This is a genomic window from Anabaena sp. TISTR 8404 (assembly GCF_056847745.1).
On record NZ_CP180578.1, the window covers coordinates 1,498,709 to 1,514,174 of the forward strand.

The following is a 15,466-nucleotide window of genomic DNA, read 5'->3' on the forward strand; positions in this document are numbered from 1 at the left end:
TTACTATAGGCTGTTGACATCACCAATAAAAAACAGGTTCCCTTTACAGTGAAAACCTGCAACACCACAAGAAAATTAATTTTTTTTAACAAAAACAGTTTTTACTTAACTGAGATTGGAAACGGAAAAGGCGACAAAAATTAAGCCGCCGACTAAAACTGTAGCGGCGACACCAAGAATAATGTAGTTGCGCTTTTGTTCTGCTGTAGGAGGTTCTGCTCGATAAACCTTTGGCTCTTGGGCAAAATTGTTTAGACGACCACCTTCTTCATTCGTGTAGGGCATGAAGTAATTCCTTAATTGTGAACATTATTATTAAATGTTACAGAAACTTATATGTCATGCTCTCCATATAAGAGACAAATCGTTACATTTTCTTTTTTTGCAGTTGACTGCTGACAGTCAACTAACCTCAATTGGATAATTTCAAGACGTAATAGCTATTCTTCAGCTTTTTGCTGAAGGAGCGATCGCCAATCAGCAATGGCTTTTTCTGTCCACAGCCAATTATTACTTAATTTATTTACTTGAAAGTTTACTGGGTCTTGAGTTAGCACCAGTTTACGCAGCTTAATGGCTTCATTCATATACTGTCCTTGTTTCCCAGCAGGTTGATTGCGTGCAGATTTATACAATCCCATTGCTAAACCAGCGTAGGCAGTCAAGGCATCATGAGGCACTGGAGAAGTTTGCGTTGATATTGCTGTACTAGAGATTCGATTTTGCTGATTTAAAGCTAAATTGAGGGCTTTAAACCAAGCATCATTAGCTCGATCTAAATTGCCTTCTGCGTAGTAGGCAAAGCCCAAAGCGTTGGTATACAAAACCGAGTCTGGTTCTGCTTTAACAGCAGTCTCCCAAAAGCGTCGGGCATCATCAATGGTATATTTGTGATCTCCAGTTTGAATTAACTGCCAAGCTAATCGGCCTCTAAAAAAGTTGAGTGTAGGATCATTAACTTGCTTTGGCGGCACAACATTTAAGGCAATTTGGGCAGCTTTCAATGCGCCACGATCTAATAATTCTTCTGTAGCTACCAACCCAGCCAACAAATCACCTTGGCTTAATTTCTCTGCTGCATTACTAGCAACAACTGCTGTGGGACTAGTTTGCAAGTTAATTTTCTGATTACTCTGGCTAGATAAAGACTGCTGCACAGGAATTTGCGGGATCTCGGCAAAATTTGGGGTGCGTCGAGTTTGCCACCACCAACCGAAACCGATCATACTAGCGATCGCACCAACTCCGACAATACCTAAAATTTTCCGCCAATCACGGCGGCGACGTTTCGGAGGAGATGTAGGTAACGATGCGAAATGGCTATTAATCCACTCTTTTTCGTGATTCGTTGCAGTTTCGTTGGGTTTTGCGCCCATATTTCCCCATGATCCTTGTCTATCAATGGGTGTTACTTCGCTACTTACTTGTCTAGTCTGAAAAGAATTTTCTCTGTTATTTGACAGCACCTCTCCTGTCAGCGGAGATTGAGCATTATTTGTGGGTGTTTGCTGGTCTAGCTGGCGAAACAAATCCGAAACTATAGCTGAATCTTCTGCATAACTTGGATCATCATATTCAATTTCATCCACTAAATCGCCCCACGTTTCTTCACCCAACCAATCCAACTCAGAAGTGTCATTGCCTAAACTCGGCAACATTTCCTGGATGGGTAAAGATATCTGTGCTTCATCAGTCATCACAGAGTAGGTTGTGGTGGCAGTTGCCTTGATACTGCGGCTATTTTCATTCAGCGACTCTGTACTGGTGAAGGTCGAAAGTTCTGCCCCTAGAAAACCATCAAATTCGGGTTGGAGATACAAAATTGGCAATGCCCAGTAAGTTTGGTGCGAACCGTATGCCGAAATTAATCCCTGACGCACTCGACTTACACATAAATCCACCGGATAGCCTTGATTCAGGTTGCGGTACAAAAGTTGGGTAAGTGTGAGTGCAACTTCATCAGGAATACGTTCTGACATCGCCAAAACGCATTTGATGCCGCGTCTGACTAAACTTTCGGTCAGGTTGCGTTCGCCCGTTTCTTCTGTAGTGTCGGTTGTGGCTGTGTATGCTCCCCAACAAGAGTTAAACACTGCCATTTGAATATTATTATTAACAAGCAGACCTGCTAAATCATCGCCAGTGAGTGTTTCTGTTAAGCCAGTTCTGCTACTAACCAAATAAATTTCGCCACCATTTGGCCCTAAATTACTATGACCGGAGTAGTGGAGAACTTGGTATCTACCTTGTTCCAAAGATTGGGTTAATTCTTCCCTGCCTGGTTGATCTAAAATAGTTAGCTCTATTTCAGGCATGGGAATGCTACTGTCAGTGGTACGTGAGGTATGACGGTGTAATTCGGCTTGCAGTCTCAGCGCTTCTTGTTTCAACAAACCAAGACGTGTTTGGTCTGTGGGAGATGCCAGCACCATTAAAACGCGCACAACACCGTCTTCTGGCAGTTGTGGTAGATTTCTCGAAGGCAGGCGAGAGGTATTGAGAATGCCGCTTTGGTAGCGAGAAAATGCCACATAAGGCCCGGTAGCTAATGGGCGATCGCCTGCGTGCATAACTTCCCACGGCAGACGTGCTAACCTTGTATCCTTGAGACCTAATCGCAGCCGCAATACTTGTTGATGGTTTTGGGCAATGCCTTGAGCAGTAATCCAACTATCTCTGAGAGTACCTTGAAACAGAGCATTATAAAACTGCTGACCCAATGCCACCAAGTTTACAGAGTTTCTAGCGATGCCTGCTGTGGACTGCATCAAGGCATCTCCCTGTAATACTGACCTCAAAGGGTCATTCATCAGATGTCCAGCCGCAGCTAACCAATCAGCTACAGGCCATGTCACCAGTTCTTCTGCCAATGGCACCCCAGGCGCGACTTGTTCCGTCCGCACCAAGTAGTCATTCTGCCCTACTGGAGTTACGGAAATGTGAAATTCCATACAAGTAACGCAATATCAATATTTTTTGTCTTCAAACCCTCATTCATGCTCAATAGACGCTCAAAACCCTGTTGTTTAGTTTTTGAACATAACATTTTGAGTACATGATCATACTAAAAAATATCCATACTCAAAAAATGCTCATTCCTCATTATGACAACTGAAGAACATTTTTAGTTTCAGGATAAAGCTTTTTATTTTCTGTGACGAGGCTCACACCTAGAATAAGTCAATCGATTTTTGATTTGAAATTTTCGATTGACACCTGATGGAATCGGGGTTTGTAGCCTCTATAAATTATTGGTTAGAACAATTTTAAAATTCTTTTTTACTATTCAACCAATACTTCAACCATTTAACTAAACCAGATAAAGTTTAAAATTTTTAAAAGAACGGAGAGAGAGGGATTCGAACCCTCGTTGAAGTTGCCCCCAAACAGCATTTCCAGTGCTGCGCCTTCAACCACTCGGCCATCTCTCCAGGTGTCACAATTTTTTATTGTAATATAAAATCGAAGAAAATGCAAATATATTCAAAGACATTTTAGAGTAGAGATCTAAAGGTCAAAAACCCAAATCTAAAATCAAGATGTCCCGTACATACACAATTAAAGTCCGCGATCGCGCCACTGGTAAAGAATACACCCTACAAGTCCCAGATGACCGCTACATCCTACACTCTGCCGAAAAACAAGGGGTGGAATTGCCTTTTTCTTGTCGTAATGGGGCTTGCACCACTTGCGCTGTCAGAGTGTTGTCGGGAGAAATTGACCAACCAGAGGCAGTTGGCTTGTCGTTAGAGTTACGTCGGCAAGGTTACGCTTTGCTGTGTGTGAGTTACGCCCGTTCTGATTTAGAAGTGGAGACACAAGACGAGGATGAAGTCTATGAACTCCAATTTGGGCGTTACTTTGCTAAAGGCAGGGTGAAAGCAGGTTTACCATTAGACGAAGATTAAAAGTTAATTTTTCTAGTAGAGGCCGTTTTGGCTTCTACTAGAAACAGGAGCCAATATGCAAATCGCTACAGTTTCGGCGCGTCTTGGGTTTTGGACGCGAAAAATAGCTATATTAGCTTGTTTATTACTACTGGTAAGTTGTCAAGCCAAAAATCAGCCAGCAGATAATCAAATGTTGGTGAAAGTGGCGCGTGTGGTGAGTGGGCAAAGTTTAGAAGTGCTGGGTATTGGTGAACAACCTAATTTTGCATCTCCAGTGCGGTTAATTGGCCTTGATGCACCGGATTTGCGGCAAAATCCCTGGGGTGATGAAGCGAGACAAAGTTTAGAAAAGTTAATTGGTGGGACAGAACAATCGGTCAAACTGGAATTTGATATTGAAAATAAAGATAAACTGGGGCGGACTTTAGCTTACGTCTGGAAAGATAACCAGTTATTAAATGAGCAAATAGTTAAACAAGGATATGCGCTGTTTATCGGGCGATCGCCTAATCACAAATACGACAAACGCCTAGAACGCGCCCAACAGTGGGCAAGAATTATGGGAGAAGGTATTTGGAATCCAGAAAACCCCATGCGTCAAACGCCTGCTGAGTTTCGCTTTTTGAATAGATAAGAACACAAATATTTTTGGTAGGTATGGCGATCGCATTCCTGAACTTCACCAGAACTACTGATGTATGATTCAGTGTTGAGTCATGAGTGCTGAGTATGGGACTATTGACCATTGACCATTGACTCTTGACTAAGCCCATGACTCAACTACAAATTTTTCTCGACATTGCTACGGAAGCGGCTTTAGCTGCGGGTGCAGTTTTACAAGGTTACTTAGGTAAGTTAGAAGACGCAGTAATTGAAAAAGGCCGCCCTGGTGATTTGGTGACTGCTGCGGATAAAGCCTCAGAAGCAGTTGTATTAGAAATTCTGCACCGCCACTTTCCTCAGCATTCTATTTTGGCGGAAGAATCAGGCAAAATAGGTAATCAAGATAATGAATTTCTTTGGGCGATCGACCCGTTAGATGGAACTACTAACTACGCCCACCAATATCCTTTTTTTGCGGTTTCTATTGGGCTGTTAATTAATGGTGCGCCACAGGTAGGCGTAATTTATGATCCAGTTCATAATGAGTTATTTCGCGCGGCGGCTGGCTTAGGTGCAACACGTAACCGCCGTGCTATAAAGGTTTCTGACACAAATGAATTGCGTAAAAGCTTATTAGTAAGTGGATTTGCTTACGATCGCCGCGAAACCTCAGATAATAATTACGCCGAATTTTGTCACTTGACTCACCTTACCCAAGGAGTTAGACGTAGTGGAGCAGCATCTATTGATTTGGCTCACGTAGCTTGTGGTCGTGTCGATGGTTACTGGGAACGGGGACTCTCGCCTTGGGATATAGTTGCTGGGATAATTTTGTTACAAGAAGCTGGTGGTAAAGTAACTGCTTATGATGGTAGTCCCTTACAAATAGACTCAGGTCGAATTCTTGCTACTAACGGTTACATTCATGACATTCTCAGCCATGAATTAACCCAAGTCCCGCCCCTATCTTCTTGGAAATAGTCAATAAACAGCATCTTCTTCTCACCCCGATTCTATTGGGGCTTTTTATTGTTAAGCGGAATTGGAATAGTCAAGGTGTATCTATTCAATAGTCATCATATAAAAATCTTGACTTATGAAAGCTTTGATATCTTGTGTTGCATTGTTAGGATTAAGTGCTGGTTTACTAACTTATAGTTCCAGCCTGCAAGCACAAACTTCTAGCAATGAAAAATTCGCCGTTTTAGGTACAGAACCTTTTTGGAGCGTCTCTGTCAGCAAAAATGGCATTGTTTACTCTTCGCCGGAGGTGAAAAAACAAACATTTCCTTACGTTGCACCTATGAAAGCCGAAGGCCGTCCTGCTGATTTGGTGAGAGTTTACCGGATGAGAGGTAATAATATGTTAATTCTCAAAAAAGTCAGCGCTTGTGGTGATGGGATGTCAGATAAAAAGTATCCTTACTCGGCTGTTTTGATATTGGGTAACAAAGTTGTAGAAGGTTGCGCTTATAAACAGTAATTCAGCAAGATAACAGTGTCAGCGGTACATATAGCGATTCCCATATTGCTGAGGTACAAATTTATCAAGTTTAGTTGCCAAGCTTTGAAAAATCAGGCTTTGGCGTTTTCAGATAAGTCTAATGAACTTGCTGTATTTATTCATTTTCAATAATGGGACAAATAGTAGCATGAGAATTATCAGGCTTGATGTCCCAACCAGAAAGTAATCCTGATAATTCTTGTCTCAAAATCAGTAATTGTTGAATTTGTTCATCAATAGCTTTTACCTTATCTTCTAGTTTAGTTTTGATATGTTCACAAGGTAATTTCCCACTATCATGCACATTTAAAAATTCTTTAATCTCGGATAAGCTTAAACCTAAGCTTTGAGCGCGTTTAATAAAGTGCAGTCGAGCCAAAACATCAGAGTTAAATAATCTAAATCCACCTTCTGTTCTACCTGATGATTTGAGTAGACCAAGTTCTTCATAATAGCGAATAGTTTTAATAGGTACGCCGCTTTCTTTGGCAACTACACCAATCTGTTTTCCTTCTGCTTGAGCTAACATACTGACCAAACTTTTAGTGAAATGTGATTGCTAATCTTATACTAAACTCTCCATTTACCTGGAGAGTCAAGAAGAAAAAGTATGATTTTATCAAGCTTATGAGATATTCATTAGAGGAGAAATTGTTGCTCCAAGTCAACAAAGCTGCTCACAGCGCTATTTATTCAACTTAAGGAGGGCTGGGGTAGCTGGGGAAGAATCCATGTAAGTACACTCCCCCTGCTTCCTCCGTAGGAAGACAAAGACGTAAATCCCGGCTTGTTCAGGTATAAATTCGACAGTCATGAGTTGATGAAGCAGTAAAAATAATTTTATCTTCAATTCTTTATTTGACTTCAATGCAAAACAGGATGAGCAACGGGTTCACCCGATTGGGTGAATGCGATCGCCGCATCAAGAACTAACCTGAAATAAGGCTAGGTTTTACTTCTGTTAACACTCATGTTCACAGAGGCAAAATTGTTGTCATAGTTACCATCTGCTGGAAAATCTGGCCAGTTGCTTGTGTATCAAAGGGTGAAAGAGTGGATGAAGCCTTAAAATTACTTTATAAACTAGAATTTCCCTCAGAGACTATCTCTTTGTTGGAAAAAATTGCAGCCAATTTACCAGGAATGATTTTCCAATTCCGACAACAGGCGGATAGTTCGCAGGTTGTTTTATATGTGAGTTCTGGCTGTCGAGCTTTGTCGGAATTAGAACCAGAACTCATTCAAGCAGACTGGCAGATCTTATACCAACTAATCCACCCCCAAGATAGAAACAAGTTCCAAAAATCTCTGGCTGTGGCTTTTGCTACTCTTAAACCTTGGCGTTGGGAAGGACGAATTATGACACCTAGTGGCAAACTCAAGTGGATTCAAGGAGCTTGCCAACTAGAACCCCAGGCAAATGGCGATATTTTGTGTAATGGCTTAGTTATAGATATTACTAATAGAAAACAAACAGAAGAAAAATTACGGGCTAGTGAAGCGAGGTATCAAGCAATTTTGGATGCGATTCCTGATTTGATGTTTCGATTAAGCCGTGATGGTGAATATCTCGATTTGAAAAGTGACGGCATAAATCTCTCTCTGATCAAAGAAGAGATAGTTGGGAAAAATATGCGAGATTTATTACCAAGTGATATAGCCTTGATTGGGCAAGAAACTATTGTGAAAACTTTAGATGCGGGAACTTTGCAAACTTGCGAATATCAACTACCCACACCGATAGGAATTCGAGATTATGAGGCGCGGTTAGTTGTTAGCGGCTCTGATGAAGTATTAGCTATTGTTAGAGATATAACAGAGCGCAAACAAGTAGAGAATTCGCTGCGGAATTTGGCACAAAAATTTTCTAAAGCTTTTAGTTGTAGCCCTGACCCAATTAGTATTACTACTCTCAATGAAGGACGCTTTCTTGAAGTTAATGATAGTTTTATACAGTTATCCGGCTATGAGGAAGATGAAGTAATTGGTCATACTGCTTTTGATTTAAAAATTTGGGTAAATGAAGGCGATCGCTCGCAATTATTAGAACATTTACAAACCAAGGGCGCAATTCGCAACTTAGAATTTGCTTTTCGGCGTAAGTCTGGGGAAATACTCACAACTTTGCTTTCTGCCGATGTGATTGATTTAGATGGCGTACCATGTATTTTAGCCATCAATCACGATATTACCGCCCGCAAGCAAGCAGAAGCTCAAATGCGCTTGGCTGCACAGCGCGATCGCTTGTTGACAGAAAGTCTAGTCAGAATTCGGTCTTCGCTAAATTTAGAACAAATTTTGCAAACTACTGTGTCGGAAGTCCGGCAATTTTTGCAAGCCGATAGAGTTTTTATTGGGTTAAATGATTGCGAGGTAAAAGCCAAAACTGTAGCTGAATCAGTAGACCCCAAATATCCATCGGTATTAGGTTGGTCAACCGATGATAAAAGTTATATTCAAGAATTAAAAACTATCTTTTCAACTCATCGCGTGCGTGTAGTTGAAGATGTTACTAAAATAACAGTATCTCCTAAATTACAAGCACATTATCAACAATTTCAGACCAAGGCGACATTGGCTGTACCAATTATGTTAGGCGAAGAATTATTTGGTGCTTTGGTTGCCAATCAATGTTCTGGTACTCGTCCTTGGCTACCTATAGAAATAGATTTACTCCAGCGATTATCAGAGCAATTAGCGATCGCCATTCAACAAGCTCAACTCTACCAAGAACTCGCAGAACTTAACACTAATTTAGAACGCCAAGTAGAAGAACGTACCGCGCAATTGCAACAAAAAATGCAGGAGTTAGAAAAACTGCAACAAGTCAAAGACGTGGTGCTGCACACTGTTGCCCATGATTTACGCACTACAGTTATGGGTAACTTGATGGTACTCAAGAATTTACTCCAGAGTGCGGGAATTGGGAGTCGGGAGTTGGGAGTTGGGGATAACATTTCCCCCTTACCTCCTGCACCCTGCCCCAGTTCCTTTTCCCAGTCAATTCCTGTACCTAGCTCGATTATCGAGCGGATGATTCAAGGAAATGATCGCCAATTGGCAATGATTAACTCCTTGCTGGATATTCATTGCTGTATGGAGCAAGGTGTTGTCTTGCATCCTCAGCCAGTAAACTTAAACACACTCATAGAGAGAACTATTCCTGAGTTAAAACCACTGCTAAGAGATAATCAGGCAACACTTGAGAACTTAGTCAGCAAAGATTTGCCATTGGTAATGACAGATCCCACGCAGTTACAAACCGTGTTGCTGACTTTGTTTATTTATAGTTTGCAACAAAATCCCCCAGGATTGAAGTTATCTTTGAAAGCCACCGTTGTCGAAAACATGATGCGGATTCAAATTGAACATAACGGTGTAAGTATTAGTAAAGCAGATTGCGATCGCCTTTTTGATTTATACGTGCGTGATCCGCAAGCACCTTGTTCTACAATCCTAGGGTTAAAGATGTATCTGTGTCGCCAAATTATTCAAGCACACGGTGGTGAAATAGGTGTAATTAGTAACCGCAAACAAGGTTTAACATTTTGGTTCACATTATCTGTAGCCGATTAGTCGTCCAAATGTCCCCATAAATCACCATAATAATTACGAGGGTGTGATTACAGCTGGAAAATAGAAAAACACCTGCGATGGTATGGTCAAACTTGGTAAGACACTAATGGCTAACTTATTGCAAAAATGCGGAACCTGGTGGAAACAAGTTTTTTCTGCACCCAAAATAGATGTAATCACTGCGGAATATCAATCTTGGCGTAATCACTTTTTATGGCAGAGATTGCGCCTATGGTTATGGCTGGCTTTTATTTGTTTATTAACTTTTACTATCCGAGATATTTATGACTTATTCTTTTCTTTAAAGGAATTAGCACAGCTACCAAGAAACTTCCGAATTCAGGGACTGGCGATTAACGCTTCCATGTTGCTGAGTTTATTTGTTTGTTTTACTTTACATAAAACTCCCTTTGGTCATCGTCACCCAGGCAGATTATTTTTAGGCACATCTTGGTCAGTTAGCTTTGCATCACAGTTGTTTGCCACCATTAAAGGTTTTGCCTTACCGGATACCATCGGTTGGTCGTTGCTATTTCTCAGTCAAGCCATATTTATGCCAGTACGCTGGCCTCTCCATTTGCTGTCTCAGGTAAGTATCTTAGTTTATTATTTTGTTGTAAATACAGCATTAGGGTTACAAACACTAGAGCCAGAACATCCAGAAATATATAATGTGACATTTATTTTGTATATATTCTGGTTTTGTGTTATCTGTGATTTGGGAGTTTATTTATACGATCGCCTCCAACGTTCTGAATTTCATGCCCGCAAAGAATTAGAATTAGCTAATAAAAAATTAGTCATCGCAGAAGCGAAATATCGTAGTATTTTTGAAAATGCTATTGAAGGGATTTTCCAAAGTAGTACTGATGGCAGATATATCACAGCAAATCCCGCACTAGCAAAGATTTATGGTTATTCATCTCCAGACGAGGTAACAGCCAACTTCACAGATATTGAAAATCAATTATATGTAGATCCAACCCGTCGGGCTGAGTTTGTGCTTTTAATTGAAAAGTACGGCATGGTTTCCGAATTTGAATCGCAAATTTATCGCCGAGATGGCAGTATTGTGTGGATTTCGGAAAAAGCTTATGCAGTGCGTAATTCAGAAGGAAAAGTACTTTATTATGAAGGGTTAATTGAAGACATTACCCAACGCAAAAAAGCCGAGGAAGCATTACAAGAACAATTAGATTTTTTACAAGTTTTAATTGATACAATACCCACGCCAATTTTTTATAAGAATCCCCAAGGTTTATATCTTGGCTGTAACACGGCTTTTGAAGCAGTTTTAGGATTGCGAAAAGAACAGATTTTAGGCAAGTCTGATTATGAACTAGCCCCTAAAGAACTCGCTGACCAATACTATCACGCCGACATGGCACTGTTTGAGCAACAACAAGTGCAAACTTATGAAAGTTTTTTGGTGTTTGCTGATCAAACCAAACATGATGTCATATTTTACAAAGCAACTTTTTCTAAAGCAGATGGTTCCTTGGGCGGGTTAGTAGGCGTAATTTTAGATATTAGCGAACTTCAAGCTGCACTGCGCGATCGCCAGCGTACAGAAGAAGCATTGCGAGTCTTTTTCCATGCAGTTTCGCACGACTTACGTAACCCAGTGTTGGGTACTTTAATGGTATTGACGAATTTGCTGAATCAAGAGGAAGGGGAAAGTTATCTCATTCCAGTACCACGCTCGATTTTAGAACGGATGGTACAAAGTGGCGATCGCCAATTGAATTTGATTAATTCGTTGATGGAAGCCCATGTCAATGATGCGCAAGGGTTAGTTTTACAACGTCAACCTGTGCAGTTAGATACGATTGTGGCAGATGCGATCGCAGATTTAGAACCGATGCTGCGCAAAAATCAAACCAATCTGATCAATTTAGTCACCGCAGATTTGCCATTAATCAACGCCGACTCAACGCAACTATGGCGCGTATTTTCTAACTTAATTGGCAATGCTATCAAACATAATCTGCCAGGATTGCAAATTACTATCAACGCCATACTGGAAAGTGAGACAATTTATTGTACCGTCAGTGATAACGGTGTTGGTATTAGTCCCGAACAAAGCCAACGATTGTTTGATTTATATTTCCGAGGCAAGAATAACCCTTATTCTTTAGGTTTAGGTTTGGGGTTATATTTGTGCAAACAAATCATCCAGGCTCATGGTGGCGAAATCGGCGTACAAAGTGGATTGGAAACAGGCGCAACATTTTGGTTTACACTACCAATTAGCTAATTTCTTCAGGCGATGACGATAAACCACTTGGTTGGCTGTGGATTTACAGCAGGTTGCAAGTGAATGAGGTATAAATTTGAACGACAAAGCTATATAGTAAGAGGCTTTCAAAGCTGTTCCCCGTTCCCTGCTTTAAGTTTACCTTGGCTTTTGTCCAGTCACAATACTCCAATAGCCGAAAGTTGGTATAACTTGAATGTCTACAAAACCAACTTCTGCCATCATAGTAGATAATTCTAACCCTGAATATTGCTGTCCACCAGCACACCAAAGCAGCATAATCAGGTTGTAAGCAGCTGTTGAAAGGGGCGCTGTTCGATCATCATTAAACAACCATTCATGAACAATTAAGCGTCCACCAGGCTCTAAACTGTCAAAGCTTTTTTTGGTGAGGAATTGGCATTGTTCTGGTTTCCAATCATGATATATCAGAGAATAAAAGTGTAAATCTGCTGAAGGCAAATCATCTTGCCACATATTACCAGCATAAGTATTGATTTGATTTTGTAACCCATGTTGGTTAATAAATTCTTGTGCGACATCACATATAGGCGCTAAGTCAAAAACCGTAGCTTTTAAACTAGGACATTTTAACGTTGCACCAATAGCATGAGCGCCAGAACCACCACCAATATCTAACATTTGTTGATAGTTAGTAAGATTGATTTTTTCCGGCCATGCCAAAGCAGCAGAGATACTAGCAGAGTGCATTGCTCGTGTAAAATTCCGGGCAATTTCATCTTTTTGTTCATGAACTTCAAAGACATCTTCGCCCTCATAAACTTGTGTTGCATCTGTCAAAATTGATTTTCTAATGCCCTCATAAGAATAGGAACTAGCATTAGCAATCATTAAATCGAAATAACCACAAAAAGAAGTTGGGCTATTTTCTAATAAATACTCGCGGGCTACAATGGTAAGGCTGTAATAATTATCTTGAAACTGCACTAAGCCTAAAGATGTACATATAGATAAAACCGCACTAGCTGACCGACTCGCAAGGTTAAGACTTTGACAAATTTCCTGAAGAGTATGAGGATTTTCCGCTAAAAGTGGAAATAATTTTAACTCATGAGCAACCAAGACAGTCGGAAAAGCGTGCAACCCAATGATGACATCCCAAACTTGCTGACCGTTTGTTTGTGGTTGCTGAATCGGGCTAAATGTGGGTTTACTGAGTTGTTGAACCATTTTTTTCCTCTATTAAGAAAAGAGAATTAACAAAAAAATACTTGAAGCGATTTCGCAGAGATAATTAGCTAGTAAAAATCAAGGCTTTGTACCACTAATTAGGGAATAGTAACCGTAGGTTGGAGTTATTGATATATCTTCAAATCCACACTCTGTCAGCAGTTGCTGAACTTCATTGGCTGCGAATTGCTTACCTTCAGTTACCCAAACCATACACATTGAAAATGCAGTGGCAACCAAAGGACTATCTTTGGTATCAGATAATAAAATTTCATGGAGGTAAATCTTGCCTTTTTTTGGCAAAGCTGCAAAGCTGTTACGTGCTAGATGCAGACATTTTTCCCGTCCCCAGTCATGAAAGATATTACCGAATAAAATTGCGTCGTAACCAGCAGGAAAAGGATCTTGGAAGAAGTTTCCTGCTTTAGTATCTATTCGTGCTTGCAGTCCAGCCGCCGCGATATATTCGTCTGCTATCTTACACACGACTGGTAGTTCAAAGATTGTGCAACGTAGTTCTGGGTGGTGTTGAGCCAAAGCAAAACAAAAAGCACCAGAACCACCGCCCACATCCAAAAGGCGTTTGACTCCTGTAAAGTCTCCTCTCATAGCAGCACCTACAGCCGGAGAGACTGTTTGGCTGTGCATGTGGCGAGTAAAGGCTTTGGCTTGTTCTGGTTCTAGCTCATGAGTTTCCCAAATGTCTTTTTCTTCGTAGATGGTAGATTTATCGTTGCGTAATGCTGCAAGTAAAGATGAGTGAGATAGAGGAGTGCTTCGCATTAAATGCAGAATTCCACCCCAATAGAAGGGACTTTGAGGTAAAAGGAAATTCCGAGACACTTCGGTAATTGAAAACTTCCCATTTTGTTGCACTAGATAACCAAGCGATGTCATAACTCCTAACAGTGCTTCTGTCGAACGGTTTCCTAAATCTAAGTTTTGGGCTACTTCTGCTGCTGTGGCTGGAGATTTTTCTAAAAGCGGAAACAACCCTAGTTCATCTGCTACTGTTAGAGTCGGAAAATGGAACATGGACATCCATGTATCCCAAAGTAGTCGGTCATCACAAGTAGGTATGGGCAAATTCATTGTTTGATTGTGTTTTGACATGAATGAAAATCCTGATAAATGTCGGGGAATGGATTTAAATATGTCTGCGTTGCTGATTGATGAGATGAATTTTGCCTTAAACACCTGCTATTAATGGAGTTTTACCATTAGCAAGGGCTGGACTGGAGAAAAACTCTAAATACCATTCGACAGTTTCTCTCAGTCCCTCATCAAAGGAATAACGAGGAGTCCAACCAAGAATGTTTTGTGCTTTCTGGGTTGAGACATGCTGATGCCAAATTTCTCCATGACTTTGAGGCACAAGCATCGGCTTTATATCCTGGCGGTTCATAATTTGCTGAATCTTTTGGACTATCTCTAGCACTGTCCAACTTCCGCCCATTGCAAAGTTGAATGCTTCTCCATGCACATTGGGATTATGCAAACCTTCAAACATTGCTATGTAGGAGTTTACAGCGTCTTTAACAAATAAAAAGTCTCGCTTAAAACTGCCTTGTGCAGGCATCCGTACTATAGGTGGTTCATTTTTCAAAAGACGGCGAATAGTGTTTGGAATTAATCGATTTAAGTTTAAATCTCCACCACCGTAAATGTTGCCAAACCTTCCTATAGCAACTGGCAATTTATAGCTATGATGATAGCTGCGAGCAATCATGTCAGCACAGCTTTTAGAAGCATCATAGGGATTTTTCCCGATAGTGGGTAAATCTTCTGTGTAGGGCAAAATTGGGCTATCACCGTAGGCTTTGTCACTTGATGCTACTACTACCTGCTGTACTAGATCAGAATGTATACGGCAAGCTTCTAAAACGTTATATGTGCCGCGAATATTGATTTCAAAAGCTAGTCGGGGTTTCTCAAAGGCTAAACCTTCAACTGATACTGCTGCTAGGTGAAACACTGTATCAATACCGTAGTCACCTATTACCTTTTCCAGCAAGTTGTAGTCTTCGATAGAGCCGATAACATTCTGCACACGATGAAAAAGGCCACTCTGCACAAAATAACTCTTAGGATTCCAGTCAGCTAGTATTGTGAAGACTGTTGCTTCTTGCTCTAGTAGATACTTGCTGAGCCACGAACCCATGAAACCAGAAGCCCCGGTTACTAACACGCGACGCTCACGTAAACTCTTATTCATGACTCCACTTGTTTGAAATAATAATTTTTAGACAAACTTGAATTTCACCACATTTGTTTTTGTGGCGATTAAAGCTACACAGTATTTAGTTCAATCCAGATACCGCAGAATGAAGGATAGTTTGATATTTCTAATGCCAGAATCTTTATCCTGTAAGGATTTAACAGAAGTTTTACCCAGATTAATGCTTAAAAGATTGGATGTCTAAATACACAGAAGCTTGCTGTTAG

12 protein-coding genes and 1 tRNA gene are annotated in these 15,466 nt (G+C 40.7%); 6 read left to right on the forward strand and 7 right to left on the reverse strand.

All coding sequences use genetic code 11. The annotated features are described in order from the left end of the window. Positions 1-105 precede the first annotated feature (105 nt). The 3 genes from psb34 to ACMX3D_RS06410 all read right to left on the reverse strand — a co-directional run bounded on the left by psb34 (position 106) and on the right by ACMX3D_RS06410 (position 3,431). The gene (gene psb34, locus ACMX3D_RS06400; RefSeq protein WP_062291392.1) at positions 106-285 is read right to left on the reverse strand and encodes a photosystem II assembly protein Psb34; all 180 of its coding nucleotides are present in this window, start codon (positions 283-285) and stop codon (positions 106-108) included. 155 nt (positions 286-440) lie between these two features. After that, complete coding sequence (gene hetF / locus ACMX3D_RS06405; RefSeq protein ID WP_482750611.1) at positions 441-2,951, reverse strand: cell division protein HetF; 2,511 nt, start codon at positions 2,949-2,951, stop codon at positions 441-443. Positions 2,952-3,344: 393 nt separating this feature from the next. Continuing rightward, positions 3,345-3,431: transfer RNA gene (locus tag ACMX3D_RS06410), tRNA-Ser, on the reverse strand. Positions 3,432-3,539: 108 nt separating this feature from the next. Between ACMX3D_RS06410 and ACMX3D_RS06415 the strand changes: the two genes are divergently transcribed. The 4 genes from ACMX3D_RS06415 to ACMX3D_RS06430 all read left to right on the forward strand — a co-directional run bounded on the left by ACMX3D_RS06415 (position 3,540) and on the right by ACMX3D_RS06430 (position 5,976). After that, the gene (locus ACMX3D_RS06415; protein WP_482750612.1) at positions 3,540-3,908 is read left to right on the forward strand and encodes a 2Fe-2S iron-sulfur cluster-binding protein; all 369 of its coding nucleotides are present in this window, start codon (positions 3,540-3,542) and stop codon (positions 3,906-3,908) included. A gap of 55 nt (positions 3,909-3,963) precedes the next feature. Next, positions 3,964-4,524 (forward strand): thermonuclease family protein, encoded by a 561-nt coding sequence (locus tag ACMX3D_RS06420; RefSeq protein WP_482750613.1) that lies wholly within the window; start codon positions 3,964-3,966, stop codon positions 4,522-4,524. Positions 4,525-4,661: 137 nt separating this feature from the next. Next, positions 4,662-5,474: an inositol monophosphatase family protein gene (locus ACMX3D_RS06425; protein WP_482752286.1), complete on the forward strand. Its 813-nt coding sequence runs from the start codon at positions 4,662-4,664 to the stop codon at positions 5,472-5,474. A gap of 115 nt (positions 5,475-5,589) precedes the next feature. Then, a complete protein-coding gene (locus tag ACMX3D_RS06430; RefSeq protein ID WP_482750614.1) occupies positions 5,590-5,976 on the forward strand; it encodes a COG3650 family protein in 387 nt (128 codons plus the stop codon). Positions 5,977-6,112: 136 nt separating this feature from the next. Here ACMX3D_RS06430 and ACMX3D_RS06435 read toward each other — a convergent pair whose 3' ends face one another. Beyond that, positions 6,113-6,526, reverse strand: a complete 414-nt coding sequence (locus tag ACMX3D_RS06435) for a heavy metal-responsive transcriptional regulator (protein ID WP_482750615.1) — start codon at positions 6,524-6,526, stop codon at positions 6,113-6,115. 524 nt (positions 6,527-7,050) lie between these two features. Between ACMX3D_RS06435 and ACMX3D_RS06440 the strand changes: the two genes are divergently transcribed. Then, positions 7,051-9,573, forward strand: coding sequence for a sensor histidine kinase (locus tag ACMX3D_RS06440; protein ID WP_482750616.1), 2,523 nt, complete (start codon positions 7,051-7,053; stop codon positions 9,571-9,573). Between the two features lie 106 nt (positions 9,574-9,679). Then, on the forward strand, positions 9,680-11,830 hold the full coding sequence (locus tag ACMX3D_RS06445) for a sensor histidine kinase (protein WP_482750617.1): 2,151 nt from the start codon (positions 9,680-9,682) through the stop codon (positions 11,828-11,830). A gap of 138 nt (positions 11,831-11,968) precedes the next feature. Here the strand turns inward: ACMX3D_RS06445 and ACMX3D_RS06450 are convergent, their stop codons facing one another. From ACMX3D_RS06450 to ACMX3D_RS06460, 3 genes are all read right to left on the reverse strand, one after another. Further along, the gene (locus ACMX3D_RS06450; protein WP_482750618.1) at positions 11,969-13,021 is read right to left on the reverse strand and encodes a methyltransferase; all 1,053 of its coding nucleotides are present in this window, start codon (positions 13,019-13,021) and stop codon (positions 11,969-11,971) included. A gap of 78 nt (positions 13,022-13,099) precedes the next feature. Further along, positions 13,100-14,134, reverse strand: a complete 1,035-nt coding sequence (locus ACMX3D_RS06455) for a methyltransferase (protein ID WP_482750619.1) — start codon at positions 14,132-14,134, stop codon at positions 13,100-13,102. Between the two features lie 76 nt (positions 14,135-14,210). Next, positions 14,211-15,236 carry an NAD-dependent epimerase/dehydratase family protein gene (locus ACMX3D_RS06460; protein ID WP_482750620.1) on the reverse strand — a complete coding sequence of 342 codons (1,026 nt, stop codon included), beginning with the start codon at positions 15,234-15,236 and terminating at the stop codon, positions 14,211-14,213. Positions 15,237-15,466: the final 230 nt, after the last annotated feature.